The sequence below is a fragment of the Geomonas edaphica genome, assembly GCF_004917075.1.
Taxonomy (GTDB): Bacteria; Desulfobacterota; Desulfuromonadia; order Geobacterales; family Geobacteraceae; genus Geomonas; species Geomonas edaphica.
The window spans coordinates 425,714-445,560 of the sequence record NZ_SSYB01000005.1 but is presented as its reverse complement, the minus strand read 5'-3'; the positions used below and the strand labels follow the sequence as shown (position 1 = coordinate 445,560).

Annotated in this window: 16 protein-coding genes; 5 read left to right on the top strand and 11 right to left on the bottom strand. The window is 62.9% G+C overall.

Annotation, left to right across the window (positions count from 1 at the left end):
* Window positions 1-27: 27 nt before the first annotated feature.
* From E8K79_RS17725 to E8K79_RS17685, 9 genes are all read right to left on the bottom strand, one after another.
* On the bottom strand, window positions 28-2,484 hold the full coding sequence (locus tag E8K79_RS17725) for a Lon protease family protein (RefSeq protein ID WP_136515873.1): 2,457 nt from the start codon (window positions 2,482-2,484) through the stop codon (window positions 28-30).
* A 30-nt stretch (window positions 2,485-2,514) separates the two neighbouring features.
* On the bottom strand, window positions 2,515-3,132 hold the full coding sequence (lipB, locus tag E8K79_RS17720; protein WP_136515872.1) for a lipoyl(octanoyl) transferase LipB: 618 nt from the start codon (window positions 3,130-3,132) through the stop codon (window positions 2,515-2,517).
* Window position 3,133: 1 nt separating this feature from the next.
* Complete coding sequence (lpdA, locus tag E8K79_RS17715; RefSeq protein WP_136515871.1) at window positions 3,134-4,540, bottom strand: dihydrolipoyl dehydrogenase; 1,407 nt, start codon at window positions 4,538-4,540, stop codon at window positions 3,134-3,136.
* A gap of 51 nt (window positions 4,541-4,591) precedes the next feature.
* On the bottom strand, window positions 4,592-5,860 hold the full coding sequence (gene odhB / locus E8K79_RS17710) for a 2-oxoglutarate dehydrogenase complex dihydrolipoyllysine-residue succinyltransferase (protein ID WP_136515870.1): 1,269 nt from the start codon (window positions 5,858-5,860) through the stop codon (window positions 4,592-4,594).
* 162 nt (window positions 5,861-6,022) lie between these two features.
* Window positions 6,023-8,716 carry a 2-oxoglutarate dehydrogenase E1 component gene (locus E8K79_RS17705; protein ID WP_136515869.1) on the bottom strand — a complete coding sequence of 898 codons (2,694 nt, stop codon included), beginning with the start codon at window positions 8,714-8,716 and terminating at the stop codon, window positions 6,023-6,025.
* 52 nt (window positions 8,717-8,768) lie between these two features.
* The gene (locus tag E8K79_RS17700; protein WP_136516024.1) at window positions 8,769-9,146 is read right to left on the bottom strand and encodes a DUF190 domain-containing protein; all 378 of its coding nucleotides are present in this window, start codon (window positions 9,144-9,146) and stop codon (window positions 8,769-8,771) included.
* Between the two features lie 69 nt (window positions 9,147-9,215).
* Window positions 9,216-9,590: a fluoride efflux transporter CrcB gene (gene crcB / locus E8K79_RS17695; RefSeq protein WP_136515868.1), complete on the bottom strand. Its 375-nt coding sequence runs from the start codon at window positions 9,588-9,590 to the stop codon at window positions 9,216-9,218.
* A 16-nt stretch (window positions 9,591-9,606) separates the two neighbouring features.
* Window positions 9,607-10,398: a hypothetical protein gene (locus E8K79_RS17690; protein ID WP_246043867.1), complete on the bottom strand. Its 792-nt coding sequence runs from the start codon at window positions 10,396-10,398 to the stop codon at window positions 9,607-9,609.
* Window positions 10,399-10,414: 16 nt separating this feature from the next.
* Window positions 10,415-13,222 carry an Rne/Rng family ribonuclease gene (locus E8K79_RS17685; RefSeq protein WP_136515867.1) on the bottom strand — a complete coding sequence of 936 codons (2,808 nt, stop codon included), beginning with the start codon at window positions 13,220-13,222 and terminating at the stop codon, window positions 10,415-10,417.
* A gap of 437 nt (window positions 13,223-13,659) precedes the next feature.
* Between E8K79_RS17685 and E8K79_RS17680 the strand changes: the two genes are divergently transcribed.
* The 5 genes from E8K79_RS17680 to E8K79_RS17660 all read left to right on the top strand — a co-directional run bounded on the left by E8K79_RS17680 (window position 13,660) and on the right by E8K79_RS17660 (window position 18,557).
* Window positions 13,660-14,148 carry a hypothetical protein gene (locus E8K79_RS17680; protein WP_136515866.1) on the top strand — a complete coding sequence of 163 codons (489 nt, stop codon included), beginning with the start codon at window positions 13,660-13,662 and terminating at the stop codon, window positions 14,146-14,148.
* A 24-nt stretch (window positions 14,149-14,172) separates the two neighbouring features.
* Window positions 14,173-14,628: a DUF2721 domain-containing protein gene (locus E8K79_RS17675; RefSeq protein ID WP_135868321.1), complete on the top strand. Its 456-nt coding sequence runs from the start codon at window positions 14,173-14,175 to the stop codon at window positions 14,626-14,628.
* A 36-nt stretch (window positions 14,629-14,664) separates the two neighbouring features.
* Complete coding sequence (locus E8K79_RS17670) at window positions 14,665-15,438, top strand: amidohydrolase family protein (protein ID WP_136515865.1); 774 nt, start codon at window positions 14,665-14,667, stop codon at window positions 15,436-15,438.
* Between the two features lie 267 nt (window positions 15,439-15,705).
* The gene (locus E8K79_RS17665; protein ID WP_162604705.1) at window positions 15,706-16,944 is read left to right on the top strand and encodes a hypothetical protein; all 1,239 of its coding nucleotides are present in this window, start codon (window positions 15,706-15,708) and stop codon (window positions 16,942-16,944) included.
* 80 nt (window positions 16,945-17,024) lie between these two features.
* The gene (locus tag E8K79_RS17660; protein WP_136515863.1) at window positions 17,025-18,557 is read left to right on the top strand and encodes a LysM peptidoglycan-binding domain-containing protein; all 1,533 of its coding nucleotides are present in this window, start codon (window positions 17,025-17,027) and stop codon (window positions 18,555-18,557) included.
* Between the two features lie 23 nt (window positions 18,558-18,580).
* On the opposite strand, the gene E8K79_RS17655 is transcribed toward E8K79_RS17660, so the two are convergent.
* Together E8K79_RS17655 and E8K79_RS17650 are read right to left on the bottom strand one after the other, a co-directional pair.
* A complete protein-coding gene (locus E8K79_RS17655) occupies window positions 18,581-19,048 on the bottom strand; it encodes a rubrerythrin (protein ID WP_136515862.1) in 468 nt (155 codons plus the stop codon).
* A gap of 229 nt (window positions 19,049-19,277) precedes the next feature.
* Window positions 19,278-19,847, bottom strand: coding sequence for a LysM peptidoglycan-binding domain-containing protein (locus E8K79_RS17650; RefSeq protein WP_136515861.1), 570 nt, complete (start codon window positions 19,845-19,847; stop codon window positions 19,278-19,280).

The following is a 19,847-nucleotide window of genomic DNA, read 5'->3' as shown; positions in this document are numbered from 1 at the left end:
TTACAAGGGGTTTGCAGGGGCTTACCGTTACGGATGCTCCGGTTCTTTGACCTGCTCGGGAAGTCGCGCCGGCTCGTCCTTTTCCCTTTCGGGCTGCTGGAATTTGCGCATGTTCTCGAGCATGGTCTTAAGCCTCTTCTGCACCAGGAAGTTGACACTCCCCTCGGGATAGCTGCCGTCCTCGGCGGGCCTGCCGGCAGGAACGCCGGTGAGGATCTCGATCCCCTCCTCGACCTCGGAAACGCTCCATACGTGGAACATGCCGTCGGTCACCGCCTGCACGACCTCGTCGCTCAGCATCAGGTTCTGCTCGTTGATCTTCGGGATAACGACCCCCTGCTCGCCTGTCAACCCCTTCGCCTTGCAGACGTTGAAGAACCCCTCGATCTTGTAGTTCACCCCGCCGATGGGCTGGATCTGCCCGTGCTGGTTGACGCTCCCGGTGACCGCGATCCCTTGCTTGACCGGCAGCCCCGAGAAGGCGGAGAGAAGGCCATAGAGCTCGGCCGAGGAGGCGCTGTCCCCCTCGATCCCCTCGTAGGACTGCTCGAAGCAGATGTGCGCCGAGAAGGAGAGCGGCTGTTCCTGCCCGAACTTCCCGGCCAGGTAGCCGGTGAGGATCAGCACCCCCTTGTCGTGGATCGGGCCGGAAAGCTTCACCTCGCGCTCGATGTTCACCATCCCGGCGCGCCCCTGAGAGACGCGTATGGTGAGGCGCGAGGGACGCCCGAAGGTGTAGTCCCCCATGGTGATCACGGAGAGTCCGTTCACCTGCCCGACGACGCCACCCTTCGTGTCGCAGAGGATCACCCCCTGGGCGAGGAGTTCCTGGATGCGCTCCTCGATCCGGTTCGAGCGGTAGGTGCTCTCCTGGATCGCCCGCTTCACCCAGCTGCGGTCCACCACCTGGGCGCCGTCGCGCTTTGCCCAATAGCTCGACTCCCGGATCAGGTCGGAGAGCTCCATGAAGTGGGAGGAAAGGCGCGTCTGGTCCTCGACCATGCGCGAGGCGTGCTCCAGTAGGGCGGCGACGCCGGTCGGGTCGAAGGGGAGGAGCCCCTCGTTGCAGCAGTGAGCCGCGACGAAGAGGGCGTAGTCCTGCATGACGTCCGGGGTGCGGCTGATGCGGCTGTCGAAATCGGCCTTCACCTTGAAGAACTTCCGGTAGTCCGGCTCGAGGTAGAAGAGGAGGTAGTAGACCCAGAGCGACCCGATCATGATGATCTTCGCATCCAACGGGATCGGCTCGGGTTTCAGGGACACCACGGTCATGAAGCGGTACTGCTCGAGGACGTCCTCGATCTTTATCTCCATGTTCCTGATGCATCGCTTGAGCGACTCCCAGGCGAAGGGGTTGATGAGCACCTCACGTGCGTCGAGGACGAGGTAGCCGCCGTTGGCGCGGTGCAGGGCGCCCGGCTTGATGAGGGTGAAGTTGGTGGTCGCCACCCCCCCCATCTGCATCACGTTCTCGATGCGCCCGAAGAGGTTGTTGTAGGTCGGGTTCGACTCGAAGACCACGGGGGCGCCGAGGTCCGGGTTGTTCTCGACGAGGACGTTCACCTCGTAGCGCTCGAAGGTCGGCTCCTGTTTGGGGAGCTTCAAGCCCGGTATCTGCGGCGGCGCGGCCTGGGGCTTGAAATCCTCCAGGTTCAAAAGGAGGTCCTCCTGCACGCTCTCCAGGTACTCTTGGACCTTGGCGAACCCCTGGTACTTCTCCTTGAGCGGGTTCAGGTGATGCCCGACCGCGGCGAGCCCGAGCTCGCGGTCCAAAAGTGCCAGGGCGTCGCGCAGCGCCTTCTCGTTCTCGCGCACCTGGCGCAGGGCGTCGTTCAACTTCTCGGTCAGCTCGCGCCCCACCGTGTCGAGCTTCTCCCGCTCGTCCTTTTCGAGCGCCTCGTACTCCTCCTGGGTGAAGTTGCGCCCCTCTTTTTGCGGCACGATGACGAGCCCGGAGACGGTGCGCTGCAGGGCGAAGCCCCGCTCGCCCGCCTCCGCCTCGAGCTCGGAGAAGATCTCGCCGTTTCGCTCCTGGAACTGCTCTATGATGCCGACCCGGTTGGTCTCGTACTCCTTGCTCTCGAGCGCGGTCGGGACGTTGGCACGCATGTAGTCGAGGAGTTCGCGCATATCGGCGGCGAAGCCACGTCCCATGCCCGCCGGAAGGGCGATGGCTATGGGCGCGTCCGGGGTGTGGAAGTTGTTCACGTAGCACCAGTCGCTTGGGGGGCAGGTGTCCTTGACGAACTTCTTCAGCATCTGCCGTATGGTGGAGGTCCGTCCCGTGCCGGGCTCGCCGGCTAAGAAGATGTTGAAGCCGTTGCTGGGCATGCCCAGACCGAACTCGATAGCGGCAATGGCGCGGTCCTGGCTGATGTTGCGTTCGATGTTCGCGATCTCTTCGGTGGTCTTGAAATTGAAAAGGGCGGGGTCGCATACCCAGCGTAGCTTCTCTACGGGGACTCTGTTAGCGGTTTCGGACATGTGAGCCTCCTTGCAAGCGTTCGTGTGGGATTACAGGGACGGCAGGTGCGTGTTCAAAAGCGTCTCAAAGCGGGCTGTCGCGAGTCTCTTGAGCTCCCCTACCGCCACGGTCTCCCCGCATTCCAGGGATATCGAGGTGATGCGGCAGTCGCGCATACCGCAGGGGTTGATGCTTTTAAAAGGAGAGATGTCGGGGGCGACGTTCAGACAGAAGCCGTGCATGGATACCCAGCGCCGTACGCCGACGCCGATGGCGGCGATCTTCCCCCCCGCGGTCCAGACCCCGGTCTTCCCCGGGATGGTGAAACCCGCGACGCCAAAATCGCCGCACATCCCGATGAGAAAGAGCTCGAGGAAACGGAGGTAGCGATGCAGGTCGCGCCCGCGCCGCCCGAGATCCAGGATGGGGTAACCGACCAGTTGGCCGGGGCCGTGGTAGGTGACGTCGCCACCCCGGTTGACCCGGCGCGCCGTTATGGCGGGATCAAGCAGGTTTCCGCTGTCGCCTCCCGCGCCGATGGTGTAGACGGGGGTGTGTTCGAGAAGGATGAGCGCCTCCTCCCCCCCCTGCTGCACCTCGGCGACCAGGCGCTCCTGCAAGGCGAGAGCCTCCGGGTAACCGATCACCGCTGCGTCGTGAACGACCATGTCAGCCGTGGATGGCGCGCTTGTCTAGGTCGAGCGCCGCCTCCTTCATCGCCTCGGAGAGGGTGGGATGGCCGTGCACGGTGAGGGCGATGTCCTCGCCGCTGCCGCCGAAACTCATCACGGTGACCGCCTCGGCGATCATGTCCGAGGCGCGGGGACCGAGGATATGCACGCCGAGAAGCCTCCCCCCCTTCTCCTCGGTGAGGAGCTTCACGAACCCTTCGGTCTCGTCCATGCATTTGGCGCGGCCGTTGGCCATGAAGTTGAACTTGCCCACCTTGTAGGCGATACCCTCTTCCTTGAGCGCCTCTTCTGTCTTGCCGACCGAGGCCGCCTCGGGCCAGGTGTAGCAGACGCCAGGGATGCAGCCGTAATCGACCTGGCTCGGCTCGCCTTGCATCCGCTCGACGCAGACCGCACCCTCCTCCATCGCCTTGTGGGCGAGCATGGGACCGGCGATCAAGTCGCCGATGGCGTAGATCCCGGCGACGTTCGTCGCGTAGTCGGCGTCGACCTTGATGCGGCTGCCGTCCATCGCGACGCCGAGCCCTTCCAGGTTAAGCCCGCCGGTAAGCGGCCTGCGCCCGACCGCTACGAGGACCTTGTCGCAGAGGATCTCCTGCGTCTCTTCCTCCCCCTCGATGCGCGCGGCGAGACGTCCCTCCTTCTTCTCGACGCCGGCCACCTTGGCACCCAGCATGAACTGCATCCCCTGCTTCTTGAGCGAGCGCAGGAGCGCCTCGGCCACCTGACCGTCGCTCCCCGCGACGAGACGCGGCAACAGCTCGACCACGGTCACCTTGGCGCCAAGCCTAAGCCACACCGAGCCGAGCTCGAGGCCGATGTATCCTCCGCCCACGACGAGCAGGTGCTCAGGCAACGAGGTGAAGCTGAGCGCCTCGCGGGCGGAGACGACACCTTCACCGTCAAAGGGGAGCGACGGGAGTTGCACGGCGTCGCTGCCGGTGGCGATGATCACCTTCTTGCCGGAGATGACGGCGTTCTGCTCCCCCTTCACCTCGACCCGGTGCGTGCCGTTTTCGGGCGAAAGCATGGTCGCCGTGCCGAGAAAGCTCGTGATGCCGTTCTTCTTGAAGAGATAGGCGATGCCGTCGGTGAGTTTCTTCACGACGTCTTCCTTGCGCGCCATCATGCGGGAAAGGTTGAGGGTGGGAGGCTGCACCTCGATGCCGTGGCCGGCGAAGCGGTGCAGCGCCAGGTGGTAGAGTTCGCTCGAGTCGAGGAGCGCCTTGCTCGGGATGCACCCCTCGTTCAGGCAGACGCCCCCCAGGGAGCCACGCTTTTCTACGACGGCGACCTTCATGCCGAGCTGGGCGCCCCTGATGGCGGCGACGTACCCGCCGGGGCCGGCGCCGATTACTATGAGATCGAAGGTTTCTTCGGACATGGTTTCCCTCCAGCTTGCAACGATTTCAGTTCCAGGTTGACTCTCTTTTTCCTAGCACTCCAGCAGCATCTCCTCCGGGTCCTCGATGTACTCCTTGACCAGCTTCAGGAAGCCGACCGCCCCCTTGCCGTCCACGATCCTGTGGTCGTAGGAGAGGGCCAGGTACATCATGGGGCGCACGACGATCTGCCCTTCCACCACCACGGCGCGCTCCTGGATGTTGTGCATCCCGAGCACTCCTGACTGGGGCGGGTTCAGGATCGGGGTGGAGAGCATGGAGCCGTAGATGCCGCCGTTGGAGATGGTGAAGGTCCCCCCCTCGAGGTCGGAAAGGGCGATGCGGTTGGTACGTACCTTTTCGGCGAACTCGGCGATGGCGAGCTCGATCTGGGCGAGCCCCATCTTCTGCGCATCTCTCAGCACCGGCACCACCAGGCCGCGTTCGCCGCCGACCGCCACGCCGATGTCGCAGAAGTTATGGTAGACGATGTCGTCCCCCTCGATGCTCGCGTTCACGTCAGGGAACTCGGCAAGCGCGGCGCAGCAGGCGCGCACGAAGAGGGACATGAAGCCGAGCTTCACGCCGTGGCGCTTCTGGAAGTGCTCGCCGTGCTTCTTGCGCAGCCTGATCACCTCGGTCATGTCCGCCTCGTTGAAGGTGGTGAGCATGGCGGTGTGCTGGCGTACGGAGACAAGGCGTTCGGCGATGCGCTTCCTGATCTGGGTCATCGGCTTGCGTACGATGCGCCCCTCTTCGGCCGCCTCCTTGGGGGCGGTTTTCGGTTGCGGAGGAACAGGTGCTGCAGGGGGGGGCGTAACGGGCTGGCTGGGGGTAGCCGGCGGCGGCTGGATCGGGGCGGGCTTAACCGCGGCAGGCTGAGCCGCTTCGCCCTTCGCCGCCTGCGCCTTCATCAGGTCGTCGTTGGTGACCCGGCCGCCCCGGCCGCTTCCCTGAACCTCGCCCGGCTCTACGCCGAGCTCACGGGCGAGCTTGCGACCCGAGGGGGACATAGGGGGGGCGGCGCCTTGTGCTGCAGCTTTCTGCGGCGCCTGCGCGGCCGTGGGTTTAGCGGCCCCCTCCGCCTGCGCGCTACGAGCGTCAATCGTCGCGATCACCGCGCCGATTTTCACCGTCTCCCCTTCGCCGGATAGCACGGTCAGTACGCCGTCCGCTTCGCTGGTCACCTCCAGGGTCACCTTGTCCGTCTCGATCTCGCACAGCGGCTCGTCTTTGGCCACCACGTCGCCCGTCTTCTTGAGCCACCTGGCGATGACCGCCTCGTACACCGACTCGCCAACTGCCGGAACCTTGATATCCATGTGCATCTCCCTTTAACTGCCGTTCTACGTTCTAGGTTCTACGTTACAGGCTTCAGAGTTCACGATCGTTTCACCTTAGACACGGTGCATCCGTCCCGGTGTCAGCCCAATTAAGGTCTTAAGGGGTAACGTAGAACGTAGAACACAGAACGTAGAACGCCTCTAGATTTTTAAAGCTTCGTCAACGATGCGCTCCTGCTCGACACGGTCCAGCCGGTGCGAGCCGGAGGCGGGGGCGGCCGCGTCGGGACGCCCTACGTACCTGGGAACGCCTCCCAAAAGCTCGCTCAGCGGCTCGTGGATGAAGCGCCAGGCTCCCATGTTACGCGGCTCTTCCTGAACCCAGGTATAACGGACGCCGGCGGGGAAACGCTGTAGCTCGTCGCGCAACTGCTCGATGGGGAGCGGATAGAGCTGCTCGATGCGCAGAAGGGCACTCCCCTGCAACTGCTCTTTCCTGATGCGTCCCAAAAGGTCGTAGTAGATCTTGCCGCTGCAGATGATCACCTGGCACACAGCTTCACCGGCCGCGGGTTCGGCAATCACCTCGCGGAAACCGCCGGAGCTCAGTTCCTCGAGCCTGGAGACGCAGTCCGGGTGGCGCAGAAGACTCTTCGGGGTGAAGAGGATGAGCGGCTTTCTGAAGGGCTGCAGCATCTGCCGGCGTAGAACGTGGAAAAGTTGGGCCGGTGTGGTGGGATATACCGCCTGGATGTTGCCAGCGGCGGCAAGTTCCAGGAAGCGCTCGATGCGGGCGCTGGAATGCTCCGCCCCCTGCCCTTCATAGCCGTGCGGGAGCATGAGGACGAGGCCGCTGGAACGCTCCCATTTCGCCTCGCCGCTCACGAGGAACTGGTCGATGATCACCTGGGCGCCGTTGACGAAGTCGCCGTACTGGGCCTCCCAGATGGTAAGGGCCTCGGGAGCCTCGAGGGAATAGCCATACTCGAAACCTAGCACCGAGAATTCGGCCAGCATGCTGTCGAAGGCGCAGAAGTGGGTCCCCTCCGGTACTACCGCGCAGAGCGGCAGGTAGGTGGCGCCGCTTTCCTGGTCGAAGAGGGTGCTGTGGCGGTGGCTGAAGGTGCCACGCCGCACGTCCTGGCCCGACAGGCGCACGGAGACACCAGAGGAGAGGAGCGAGGCATAGGCAAGGGTCTCGACGTTGCCCCAATCGAGCGGTCCCCCCTTCACCACGGCATCCCTGCGCTTTTGCAGCACCGCGGCTACCTTGGGATGGGGGGTGAAACCGTCGGGGATGCGTGCGAGCCGCTCGGAAAGCTCAAGGAGCGTGGCGGAGGGAACCGAGGTCGGCACGGCAACTTTGGCGACGCCCGGTTTCATCCCGCTCCAGTGGGCGAGGAAGGCCGACTCCACCGGAGCCGCCTGGCGTTCGCCGGCCTGGGTCAGCCGCTGCACCACCTCGGTTTCAATCTCTTTAAGCACATCTTCTTCGAATCCCTCCGCCAAAAGCTCCATCTCGTAAAGCGAGTGCAACTGGGGGCGGAGCTTGATCTGCTGGTACATGAGCGGCTGGGTGAAGTAGGGCTCGTCACCTTCGTTGTGGCCATGCCTTCTGTAGCAGATCACCTCGACCACCACGTCCTTGCGGTAACGGTCGCGATAGGCTACGGCGAGCTCCGTCACGTGCACCACGGCCTCGGCGTCGTCACCGTAGACGTGGAACACCGGGGCCTGCACCATCTTCGCGACGTCGGTCGCGTAGTGGCTGGAGCGCGCATCTACGGCGCTCGTCGTGAAGCCGATCTGGTTGTTGAGGACGATGTGGAGGGTGCCGCCGGTGCGATAGCCGGCAAGCTGGGAGAGGTTCAGCGTCTCGGCCACCACCCCCTGGCCGGAGAAGGCGGCATCGCCGTGGATCAAAAGCGGGAGCACGCGGGTTTCCCCGTCGCTGCCGATGCGGTCCTGGCGAGCGCGGCATTTGCCCTGCACTACCGGGTCGATCGCCTCGAGGTGGCTCGGGTTGGAGGTGAGGGTCAGGTGGACGGTACCGCCGTCGGCACCCGGGGCGTTCACCGAGAACCCCTTGTGGTATTTAACGTCCCCTTCACCGACCACGCCGTACTCGAAGTTGTCGGCGAACTCGGCGAACATATTCTCATACGGCATGCCGAAGATGTTGCAGAGCACGTTCAGGCGGCCTCGGTGCGGCATGCCGAAGACGACGTCGGTGACGCCCATAGAGGCCGCCTTGGTGACGGCGGCGTCCAGCATCGGGATGAGGACGTCCCCCCCCTCGAGCGAAAAGCGTGTCTGGCCGGGGAACCTCTTGTGCAGCTCGCGCTCGAAGAGGGCGGCTTCCTTGAGCTTTTTCAGCAAAAGGAGTCGCTTTTCCTTGGTGAAAACGCCGCGGTTGCCCACCGGTTCCATCCGGTCGATGAGCCACTGCCGCTCGTCCGGGTCCTGAAGGTGCATGAACTCAACGCCGACCGACCCGCAGTAGGTGCTGCGCAGCACCTGCAGGATATCCTTCAGCGTGGCGCTTTTTTTCATGAAGCGCCTGGTGTGGAAGATCTTGTTAAGGTCGGACGGGTCCAGCCCGAAGGTCGAGAGCGAGAGGAGAGGATGCTCTATCCGGCAGGGTGAAAGGGGATCGGTGCACGCCAGCAGGTGACCGATGTCGCGGTAGCGGTAGATGAGGGACTGTACCGAGGACTGTTTCAGAGCTTCCTCGGATCCCGGCGCCGGGGGTGTGCCAGGCGCCGGGGCGGCGGCCCCCAGGTCAAAACCGGTGAAGAATGCCCGCCATTCCTCGGAAAGCTGCTCGGGCTCACGTTTCCAAAGTTCGTACTGGTTCTCAATCCACTGGGGGGTCAGGTTGTCTAATATACCCATCGATCTGCTCCTTTTCATGAACACGGAGAGTGTAGCAGATGAGGGTTTCGTTTCAAGCGGAGCGTTTTTTCGCGTACCGCCAAACTTGAACTTTTTCAAGGGTGATCATGCCGCCGTCCATCATCTCCTCCACGGCGGGAAGGATCGCCTCGACACGCACCCGCTCGTCGACCACCTCGATCACCATGGGTAGGTCGGTTGACAGGCGCAGCAGCCTATCGGTGTGGTACATGCTGTGCGCGCCGAAGCCGGCCACCCCGCGCAGCACCGTGGCACCGGCGAATCCCTCCTTGCGGAACAGTTCGACGAGCGCCTCGTAGAGCGGGATGTGCTTGTACTTGTCGCGCTCCCCGATGTAGATCCTCAGGAGAACCTGCTCGCCGAGCATCCCCGTCCTGTCACTTTCCAGGCTCATGTCCCTCACCTTCATAGGCACGCTTCCCTCCATGTGTATTTATAGATGCAAAGGCGCAGGCCGCCGGTGGCGGCAGGCGCGGGGCTACAGCCAGCGGGCCGTCTGTATCCCGAGCCAGGTGCAGGCAAGGCAGGCGATTACGCTGATCAAGATATTGGTAAAGGCAAGGAGCAGCGCTCCCTCCTCGATGAGGCGGAAAGTTTCCAGGCTGAAGGTGGAAAAGGTGGTGAGTCCCCCCAGAAAGCCGATGGTGATGGCAAAACGCAGGGTAGGCGGGATGAGCGCGCTCCTGATGGAGAACTCCATGACAAGGCCGATCAGAAACGCCCCGATGATGTTGACCGCAAACGTGCCGTAGGGGAAGCCGGTACCGCAGATCCGGTACACGAAGCCGGAAAGGAAATACCGGGTCAGACAACCGGCCGCCCCGAGAAGGGCTATGAGAAAAATCTGCTCCATGTAAAAACCAGCCGTTTTAGAAGTTCCAGCCGAGCCTCAGGCCGAAGCTGTCGGAAGAGGAGTCAGGCTGGAAGTAGTAGGTTCCCTGGACAGGCTTCAGGTCGGACCGGGCGAAACGCAGGGCATCAAAGACGAGCGACGCCCGGAAGTTGCCGTACCCGGCGCCCAGTTCGGCGAAGCCGCTCATCCTTCCCTTGGGGTGGAAGGTGGTCTTGCCGCTGCCGCTGAAGTCGATGGTGTTACCCACGTAGAAGGGGTACTTGGCACCCGCTTCGGCAGATACCCTCACCTGGCCCAGCGGAGCGTCAGCGCGTGCGCCGATCCGTGCGTAACCGACCTGCCACCCCTCGGTGTAGCCGGAGACGCTGGTCCCGTCGGAAGCGGTCGAGTCCTGCAGGTCCCGGAACCACCCCTGGTAACCGACACCGGCAAATGGCTCCAGACGCGCGGGGAGGGGCTCGAGCCGGTAGCCTAGGTCGAGCTCCCCTTTCGCGCCGTAATAGCTTACGTGAGTATCAACCGGCACCGACTCAGGGGCCTGGGTCTGCCCCTCGTAGGAAACTTCGCCGCCGAAGACTTCGGCCCTGCCGCGGACGGCAATAGAAGAGGAAGTGACGGAACCAAGGCGCACGCCAACGCAAAAAAGAGGGCCCTGCTCCTTGAGCAGCGTCTTGCCGCCGTTGCGCTCCTTCCAGGTGAAGTACTGGGGCCCGAAATACGGGGTGAGCTCTTCCAGCCCTGCCGCAGTCGCAGCCGCAGGAGCGGCGCAGCTTAGGAGTAAGGCCGCGACCGCGAGGTATTTCATCATCTCATCCCCCGCGCCGTCAGACAGCTTTCTCTTCTTTTTTCTTGCGCGGTGCGCGAGGCTTCTTAGGCTCCTCCTCGGACGCTGCAGCGGGCTCCGCGGCCTTAGCGGCGCTGCGCTTCGCGGGGACCTTGGCCTTTGCGGCGGGCGTCTTTTCGGGGGCCGGCTCGGCGTTGGCTGCCTTGGCTGCCTTGGCTGCCTTGGCTGCCTTGGCTGCCTTGGCTGCCTTGGCCGGCTTCGCAGCCTTGTCGGACTTGTCGGACTTGTCGGACTTGTCGGACTTGTCGGACTGGTCCGACGGGGTGACCGCCTTCTTGGCCTTCGCGGCTTTTGCAGGCTTGGCGGGTTTTGCTTGCTCGACCGCAGCAGGTTCGGCGGTGGCTACCGGGGCCACGGCGGCGGGCTCGGTAACCTTTGCCTTCCTGGGGCGGGCCGGCTTTTTCTTTGCGGCAACCTCGGCCTTGCCGGCTTCGGCGGCGGGTGCTGCCGCCGACTCTGCCGCTCCGCTTTGCGACGCGGGGGCCGGTGCCGAGGCCTGGCTCTGTACTGCAGGTGCTGCTGCCTCGACGGCAACGGCAGCAGCCTTCGGCTTGCGCGCAGGGCGCGCCTTCTTGGCCGGTTTCTCCGGCACGGCGGCGGGCTCGGCTACCGGGGCAGGTGCACCGGACTCGGCAACGGGGACAGCTACACCGGCTACCACTGCTTCAAGGACGGCCTCGACGGCTCCACCCTTGCCGCGGCTTCTCTTCTTGCGTGCAGGCTTCTTCTCCGCGGGCGCCTCACCCGGGGCAGCGGCCTCAACCACGGGCGCCGCTTCGGCGGCAACGGCCACGGGTAGGGCTGTTTCGGACTCGTCGCCTACCTGCTGCCCTTCACCCGCTGCGACGGCCTCGTGACCGCCCTTGCCGCGCCGTCTCTTCCGGCGACGTTTCTTCTTGACCTCTTCAACAGGCTCGCCCGATGCCGACAGCTCGGCCCCGGCCTCCTCGGCCTGCTCGGAAACGGCGCCACCCGCGGCAAGCTCCCCGGCGTCGCCGGGCAACTCGACTTCGGCCTCGGCCGGGTGGGCATCGGCGCCTCCCCCCTTGCCCCGCTTACGCTTTCTGCGTCGCTTCTTCTTGTGTTCCTCCGGCTCGCCATCTACGGTCACCACGAGCTCCGCACCGGACGGCTCCTCGACCACAGCGACCGGCACCGCCTCGGCATGCACCTCGGGCTCGGCTGCCTTCTTCCCCTTTTTCTTCTTCTTGCGCCCATCGGCGGCGACCTCGGCGGGTGCCTCCTCTTTGGCAACGGGACGCGCCGGCTGCACCTTCTCCTGGGGCTGTTCCTCGACCTTCTCCCGCTTGACGAGCTCCAGGTCCATCTGGTTCAAGAGATAAGAGGGTTTCCCCTTGACGGTCACCTCTATGTCGTAGTCGTTCTCGATCCGGGAGAGTTCGTGACGCTTGCGGTTCAGAAGGTAGTAGGCGATCTCGAGGGGCAGGCTTCCCACCACCTCGCCGATGGTCCCTTTGGCGGCGGCCGCGTGCACCTTCCTAAGGAAGGAGAGCGCCATCGCCTCGACCGACTTCACCTTGCCGCGCCCGTCACAGTGCGGGCACTCTAGGGTGCTCGCCTGGTTCAGGGTCTGGCGGATGCGCTGCCGGGACATCTCCAGAAGGCCGAACTCGGAGATGCGGGAGACGTTCACGCGCGCCTTGTCCGCCTTGAGCGCGCTCTTGAGGGTCTTCTCGACCTCGGCGTTGTGCTTTCTGTCACGCATGTCGATGAAGTCGATGACGATCAGCCCGCCCAGGTCGCGCAGCCTCAGCTGGCGCGCCGCCTCCTCGGCAGCCTCCATGTTGGTCTTGAACGCGGTGTCCTCGACCCCCTTCTCGCCGGTGGACTTGCCGGAGTTGACGTCGATGGAGACGAGCGCCTCGGTCGGCTCGATGAAGATGGAGCCCCCCGATTTCAGCGGCACCTTCTTCTCGTAGATAAGGTCGATCTGCTCCTCGAGCTGGTAGCGCGAGAAGAGGGGACGCTTTTCCTGGTGCATCTTCACGAGCTTCTCGAAGGTGGGATCGATCTCCTTGAGCGCCTCGCGCACGTCCTGGTAGACGTCCTTGCTGTCGACGAGCACCTCGTCTATGTCGGCGGAGAAGTAATCCCGGATGGTCCTAATGATCAGGGCGGACTCCTGGTAGATCATCCCCGCCCCTTTCATGGACATCCCTTTTTCGCGGATCCCCTGGTACAGCGCCACCAGACTGTCGAAGTCCTTCTGCAGCTCCTCGCGGGTGCGCCCCATCGCCTCGGTGCGGATGATGTAGCCGTACCCCTCGGGGATGGTCATCTCGGAGATCATCTCCTTGAGCTTCTTGCGCTCCCCCTCGCTCTCCACCTTGCGGGAGATCCCGGCGGAGTCGCTCCCAGGCATCACCACCATGTAGCGGCCCGGCAGTGAAACGTACGTGGTGAGGGCGGCTCCCTTGTTGTCGCGCTCCCCCTTCTCCACCTGGACGATCAGCTCCTGCCCCCTTCTCAGCACCTCCTGGATGCGGGGACGACGGTGGCGCTGGTCCTCGGGGATATCGTCACGCCACTTCCAGTTCTCGGGGTGCAGCTCTCCCATCTGCAGAAAGCCTAGCTTCTTGAGCCCGATGTCGACAAAGGCGGCCTGCAGCCCCTGCTCAACGCGGACCACGACTCCCTTGTAGATGTTGCCGCGCGTCTGCTCGTTGCCGGCGATCTCAACATCGAGATCCACCAGACGTCCATCCTCCACGATTGCCACGCGCGCCTCTTCCGAGTGCAGCGCATTGATCAGCATTTTTTTTGCCATAGATTGCTTGTTCCCTTTCCTTTTGGGGCCGCGGGCTCCCGGCGGCAGTGCCGGCCGGTGCCTCTCGCGCCCAGGTTTGTTGTCTCGCCGGCAGTGCCGGCCAGTTTCTTCTCGTATATGCAGCCCCGAATGAAGATTCGGGGCGGACAAGATTAATGAAAACCGAGTGATTATAGCAGAGTTTCTTTCTCACGCACTATAAAAAAACAGAGTGTACACGCGGCATTAAGGCATTCAAAGCAGCGTTTGCATCGCCTGTGATGCTCCACATGAGGGACGGCAGGATGAGATCCACATGAATATGGCTGCAAATTCAGCAGCTTACCAGGAGCACCCATGCAAGCCTGCCCCCGGCGCCCCCTGCCATTAAATTAGCTGTTTATTGCGCCCCGGAAGTATGCTATTGGATTTCGTCAAACCACGCCCGAAGGTGCGCCATGCCCGGTATCAAAATAGACACCACGCCGCTTAACCCGATCTACCTGGAAATGGGGGCGGCGGTCCAGGACTGCCAGAGGATCGAGCTTTATATCTCGTTCATCGTGACGCTCCTTATCGAACTCTCCGACGGAGCGCTCACCGAAGAGGAGTTCAGCGGGTCGATGGAGATCCTCGGTTCCCAGACCATGGGACGGCTGATGGAGGAGATCAAGGAGAAGGTCGGCTTCAACGACCAGGCGGTGCACGCGCTGCGCCTGGCACTTAAGGCAAGGAACTTCCTGATCCACCGCTTCTACAACGAGCGTTCAGACCTGCTGTTGACCGGCGAGGGGCGCGAGAAGGCACTGCGTGAGGTTCGCTCCAAGAGGGCGACGCTGAACACCGCAAACGCGGTGCTCGATTCGGTCATGAAGGATCTGGTGCGCCTGAAAGGGATCGACCTGGAACAGTTCAAGACGGAGCTGGAAGAAAGATTCGAGTCCTGAAGAGGACCCAAGGAGAAAAGCTGCATGCTGCGAGATTCCCAAACCATAGGTACCATGGCCCACGTCATACAGCTCTCGGTCGCCCCCGTCTTCCTTTTGACCGCCATCGGGACTATGCTGAGCGTCATGATCAACCGGCTCGGACGCATCATCGACCGCGCCCGCTACCACGAGGGGAGGCTCGAGACAGTCTCCCCCGACGGGCTGCCGAAACTGCACGCCGCGCTCGCCACCCTCAAACGCCGCGCCGACTTAATCGGTCACGCCATCTTCCTGTGTACGGCCACCGCGGTCCTCGTCTGCACTGTGATCGCGCTGCTCTTCATCGGCGATTACCTGCGCTACGACGTCTCGGTCCCGGTCGCGGTGCTCTTCATCGTCGCCATGCTGCTCATGGTGGCGGGACTCATCAACTTCCTGCGCGAGATCTTCATCGCCAAGGAAAGCCTGCAGATCGGCCCGCACACGGTAGTCAAATGATCCGGCGCCCCGAAAGGGGCCCGCAGGAGGCACTTTATGGATCTCCGCGACCTTGCCCTCCCCGTCTTCGACAGCCACTTCCACATCATCGACCGCCGTTTCCCACTCGTTGAAAACCAGGGCTTTCTCCCTGACGATTTCACCTGCCGCGATTACCTCGAGCGGTGCTCCGGCATGAACCTGGCCGGTGGCGCCATCGTCTCCGGGTCGTTCCAGGCCCTGGACCAGTCCTACCTGGAGGACGCGCTCGCCACCCTGGGGCCGCGCTTTGTGGGAGTGACGCAGCTCCCCGCCTCGGTCAGCGACGAGGAGGTCTTGCGCCTCAACCGGCTCGGGGTGCGCGCCGTACGCTTCAACATAAAGCGGGGCGGCTCCGAAAATGTGGCGCACCTGGAAGCGATGGCCCGGCGGGTTCACGAACTGGCAGGGTGGCACGTGGAGCTCTACGTCGACTCCCGCGAGCTCCCCCCACTCAAGAGCACCCTCCTCCGGCTCCCCGCAGTCAGCATTGACCACCTTGGACTTTCCCGCGAGGGTCTGCCGATTCTCCTTGCGCTCGCCGAGCGCGGGGTGCGGGTAAAAGCAACCGGCTTCGGACGCGTCGATTTCGACGTGCCGGCCGCCCTGCGCGACTTCTGCAGCGCCAACCCCGAAGCCCTCATGTTCGGCACCGACCTCCCTTCCACGCGCGCCCCGCGCCCCTACCGCGACGACGACCTGCGGCTTGTCGTCGACACGCTCCCCACCAAATTATCCCAGAAGGTTCTCTGTCAAAACGCGCTCAACTTCTATCGCCCAATGGCTGTATAGTCAAAGAGTTTACTCAATGAAAGAAATCAAGATTAATTATTTTAAAATAATTTGACTTTATTCCATTTTATATTAAAAACATAGGTCACTTCTGCGAACAGATATAGGCTTTTCTCAGGATTTTTACTTACAATAGTCCCTGAGACTATTCTTACGAAAGCAGGTAAGATGGCAGAGATCTTTTTCATAGCCAGTGACGAACGAGCACTCGATCTTGTGGAGAGCTTGCGCATTCAGTCGCCAAGAAGTCTTACTTTCGAGACTGACTTGGCTAGCGCAGTGAAGAGACTTCACAAAGAGAATCCGCGTTTCGTGTTCATCCAGTCCAGCCTGGATGGTATTCCGTGCGACGAGATAGCCACACAGGCCAGGATGCTCGTGGACAACGCGGCCCTGCAGCTCATCCTGCTGGGGGATGACGACGCGCCCCCCGGCTTCCCGCCGCCAGGCTTCGCCGCGTCACTCAACCTCACCTTACCTACCGCGCAATTGACGTCCGACGTGCTGCAGCTCCTTTCCGAGGATATTGCCCAGACCACTGCAGCGCCGTCCGCATTGATCCTCGACGATCTCCCGGACTTTGAAATCCCCAGCTTTGACAGCATAGTAGAGCCGCACCCGGCACCACAGTGGCCGTCCGAACCTCCCGAGCCGCTGATTTTCGACGCAGAAGCATTGCAGGAGCCGCCGGCAGAAAAGGCCCCGGAGATCACGGGTTCCGACGAGATCGTCTTCTTCGTCGCCGCCCAGCCCCAGCAACAGGAGCCCACGGAAGAGCCGGCCGAACCCGCGGTGCAGGCCGCAGCACAGGTTGCCGCCCCCCAGCGCAAGGAAAAGGGACATGGCACCCAGCCGAAGTCCTTGTACCCGAGCCCGAACCAGATCTACCGCAAGCCCCCGGAGCTGTGCGGCGTGCCGGAGGAAGAGGACGAACCAGCGGTTGCCGAGGGGCCGGAAACCAAACGCCTGTCACGCCCGCTTTACGTCGGCATCGCCCTGCTCTTCGCAGGCCTGCTCTTCTGGCGTCTTTTTGCACACCAGCCCGAACCGCAGTCGACGCAGAAACCTGAAGCGGTTCCGGCCGCTCCGCCCGGCAAGACTGCCGCTCAACCGCAACAAACACCGACAGCCTCCGGTGAGCAGCAGGCGTTGCCCCTGTTCATCCCGAGGGTCCCCGCCGACGCAGCCTATGCCGCGGCCCATCCGGGTTGGGAGCGCTACGAGAATGATAAGGTTGAGTTCCGGGTCTTCCGCGAAGGGGGACGGATCATCGCGATCCAGGCCCTTCCCATGGGTGACGCAGGGATCGGCGAACGCCAGGTGCCGGCCTGGTTCCGGGAAGCGGTGGGTGCCGAGATGCCCGCAAAAGGGAAGGTCAAAGAGGCTGATGGCGTCAAGGTCGAAACAAGGCGTGCCCCTGACGGTGCCGAGGTCGCCATCTACCGCAGTCCGCAAAGCCGCATCCTGGGTGTGGTGCTTCAGCTCGCCGCCCCGCGGCCAAAATAGACGCCAATCCAGGGTGACGCTCCCGCAGCAGCAGTCAGCCTTCGTGTAGCGCAGCAGCCATTCTTTTTCAGGGAGTTTGCATGCCGGTTCAACTCGAAACGAAGCACCTGGGCCTAGCCCTTATGTTACTAGCCGCCTTCCCGCTGACCTCTTACAGCATCGAAAAGAAGTTCGAGTTGGAACCTGCCACCCTGGCACGGAAATACCCCATGCCCGCCCCGGCCCCCAAGGCCAAGCAGCCCGCGCCGCAGAAGGCAACGGGGACGCAGACCTACAAGGTCAAGCGCGGCGACTTCATCTACAAGGTGCTGGCCCGGGAGTACGGGCTCACCGGCGAGCGCGCCGTGGCGGTCGCACGCAGGGTGAAAAGCGCCAACCACCTTTCCGATATCAAGAGGCTGAAGGTCGGCTCTACCCTCGTAATCCCCATTGATCCCCCCGCACACGGTACGGCCAAGGTCAGGTCGCACCGCGCCGCAAAGGTCGCAGCGGCGAAAGCACCGCGCGGCGGCGCGAACACGATGATGGTCCTGCAGGCCCCGTCAGGGCAACAGGCACCGTCGCGTGCTTCACTGGTCGGTACAGACGCGGTCCAGCAAGCCTCCCACGTCTGGCCGCAGTTGATTCCCAATGCACCTTCCGTGAAGGCACAGCTCGACTACCTCTCCGGCGCCTTCTCCCTCTCGCTTGATCCTGAGAAGTACCCATTACTGGCGACCCAGGACGACGGTGCCATCCTCGTCGACGCCGACGGAACACTCCCGCCGCTCGTCAAAAACCTGCTGCAGGAGAAGAACCCGCATCTCTCCATCGTCTCCGAGCGTGCCGACAACCCGCGCGCCTTCTACCGCGCCCTTCTGGGAGCGGCGCGCTTCTACTCTTTCGAGGAGGACTTCCTAGTCGACTTCGGCTCCGAGTGCAAGGTGACGGTGCAGGCTGACTTCAAGATCGAGAAGAACCAGGACAGCCTGCTGCACCAGGACATCACGCTTTTAAAGATCCCGGGGAAACGCCCCGCAACGCCGCAGGCGCTGGTCCGCCTCCTCGCGGCCAACGGCTTCAAGCTGGTGGAGACGCCCTCCAGCGCCCCGATCATCACGGGGAGGCCCGACGACAACGTGCTGTACCAGATCCCGGAGAAGGACCCGAGAACCATAGCCGATGCGCTGCTTGGCGCCCTCGGAATCAGGTACCAGGCCGACAAGAACATCGACCTCTACGCCGGCGACAACAACGGCGTCCGCCTAGAGATCCCGGCGTACCGCTACTTCGAGAAGAACGGCAACCGCTACGTGCTGGCGCGTTTCCAGGGGGACCCGATGGGTGACTCGCTGACTAACCTCCTGGAGGCGAAGGGATACCGGGTGATCCAGGTGCAAGACCAGGACGACCTAGAAAGCCTGTCGGACAAGCTTTTGAACCGGCTTGACATCTCCGGCCGCTACGGCGAACAGGACCTGTGGTCGGTATGGGAGCAGGGGTACGGGGTGAGGATGCCGGGCGTCATGATCAACGACCCGCGTGGGGGAAGGATTTTCATCACGGATCGCAAGGTCGATCCGCTGGTGCAGGAACTGGCCAAACTGAACGGCTACCGGCAGGAGGTCCGGTAACCGCTCAGGAAGTCTTTGAAAGTCTATTTGCCGAACTGCTGGTAGGCGTTCTGAAGCAGTTCCATCTGGTCCCGGTTCATGATGGCCAGGAACCACTTCTGGTAGGACTCGGTAAACTGGACCACCCTCTCCATCGAGATGGCGTCGAGCATCTGTTCGAGTTCCATCGCCAATTCGAGAGCCTCCCGCACCGTGGGTGGCTCTTCTTTTACCTTCTTCTCCAACTCGCGCACCTTCTTAAGGATTTCCTCGGCCTGTGCCAGATCGAGCCGCGCCGCCTCGACCACATCGTCCAGCCTTAGTTTCCCGACAAGGGCGAAAAGCCTAGCGCGGTTTTCCCGCTCGAGGGCGCTCTTAAGCCAGATGTAGAAGATCTCGCGCTCCTCCTTGAACAGGTTCGCAAAATAGTGGTAGATATCGGCGCACGCGAACTCCGTTTTCTCACAGACGGTCAAGACCTGGGCCACCGCGATATCCATTTTGTACGCCATTTTCCCCTCCATCAGCAGGCTTCTCTGGGGACTGGCTCCGCCGGTGCCCGTCCCGCTGCCTACCTTTTAAAAACTTCTCTAATTCAAAAAACCAAATAACTACATATCCTTACACCACAATTTACCCTTATCCGTCCAAAGCCGCAACTGTAACGGCAGGCTTCGCCCCTAAAACTGGTGCGATCCTGCGACTGTTTCTTTGGCTGTGGCGGGTGGAAAAGGCGGCTGGTTACTCCCCGGACAAGTGCAGGTAGCAGTCCGCGCGGTAGAGGGAGGCGTCCGCGGCGAACGAGGAACGGGGGAAGGTGCGTAAAAACTTGGTGAAGCCGTTCAGCGCATCGCGGTAGTCGTGCGCCAGGTAGGCGCGCTCGGCGCGCTGGAAGAGCTCGCGCTCGCCGGACTTAACCTGTCCCTCGGATGCAGGCGCAGACGCCTGCTTCTTCGCGATGGCGGAAGCCGGACGCCGGGAGGCTCTGCTCTTGACGCTCTTTCCGGGACGTACCGGAACCAGGAGCTTGTCGCCTGGATGGATCAGGTCAGGGTTTCTTATGCTGTTGAAGACCAGCATCTGCGGGAAGTAGTCGGCTACCCCGATGTGTTTCCTCGACAGTTTGGCGAGCGTGTCCCCCCGCTTCACCGTTACGGTGCGCACGAGGACCCCGTCCCTTGGCGAGGCAGGCGCCACGCCCGAGGTCTCCGGCTTCGGGGTGTACATAAGCATCTCGTCGGCATGGCCTACGGTGACGCCGGCGCCGAGCAGGATGAGGCTGCCGATGGTGACGAGGGTCTGTTTTGCCAT

Excerpts from the sequence above, each read along its gene's own strand:
- E8K79_RS17700 (WP_136516024.1), bottom strand. The coding sequence starts at position 9,146 with ATGAAGGTGAGGGACATGAGCCTGGAAAGTGACAGGACGGGGATGCTC.
- E8K79_RS17725 (WP_136515873.1), bottom strand. The coding sequence starts at position 2,484 with ATGTCCGAAACCGCTAACAGAGTCCCCGTAGAGAAGCTACGCTGGGTA.
- E8K79_RS17655 (WP_136515862.1), bottom strand. The coding sequence starts at position 19,048 with ATGGCGTACAAAATGGATATCGCGGTGGCCCAGGTCTTGACCGTCTGT.
- E8K79_RS17670 (WP_136515865.1), top strand. The coding sequence starts at position 14,665 with ATGGATCTCCGCGACCTTGCCCTCCCCGTCTTCGACAGCCACTTCCAC.
- odhB (WP_136515870.1), bottom strand. The coding sequence starts at position 5,860 with ATGGATATCAAGGTTCCGGCAGTTGGCGAGTCGGTGTACGAGGCGGTC.
- lpdA (WP_136515871.1), bottom strand. The coding sequence starts at position 4,540 with ATGTCCGAAGAAACCTTCGATCTCATAGTAATCGGCGCCGGCCCCGGC.
- E8K79_RS17650 (WP_136515861.1), bottom strand. The coding sequence starts at position 19,847 with ATGGCAAAACAGACCCTCGTCACCATCGGCAGCCTCATCCTGCTCGGC.
- E8K79_RS17690 (WP_246043867.1), bottom strand. The coding sequence starts at position 10,398 with ATGATGAAATACCTCGCGGTCGCGGCCTTACTCCTAAGCTGCGCCGCT.
- lipB (WP_136515872.1), bottom strand. The coding sequence starts at position 3,132 with ATGGTCGTTCACGACGCAGCGGTGATCGGTTACCCGGAGGCTCTCGCC.
- E8K79_RS17685 (WP_136515867.1), bottom strand. The coding sequence starts at position 13,222 with ATGGCAAAAAAAATGCTGATCAATGCGCTGCACTCGGAAGAGGCGCGC.
- crcB (WP_136515868.1), bottom strand. The coding sequence starts at position 9,590 with ATGGAGCAGATTTTTCTCATAGCCCTTCTCGGGGCGGCCGGTTGTCTG.
- E8K79_RS17660 (WP_136515863.1), top strand. The coding sequence starts at position 17,025 with ATGCCGGTTCAACTCGAAACGAAGCACCTGGGCCTAGCCCTTATGTTA.
- E8K79_RS17705 (WP_136515869.1), bottom strand. The coding sequence starts at position 8,716 with ATGGGTATATTAGACAACCTGACCCCCCAGTGGATTGAGAACCAGTAC.
- E8K79_RS17680 (WP_136515866.1), top strand. The coding sequence starts at position 13,660 with ATGCCCGGTATCAAAATAGACACCACGCCGCTTAACCCGATCTACCTG.
- E8K79_RS17675 (WP_135868321.1), top strand. The coding sequence starts at position 14,173 with ATGCTGCGAGATTCCCAAACCATAGGTACCATGGCCCACGTCATACAG.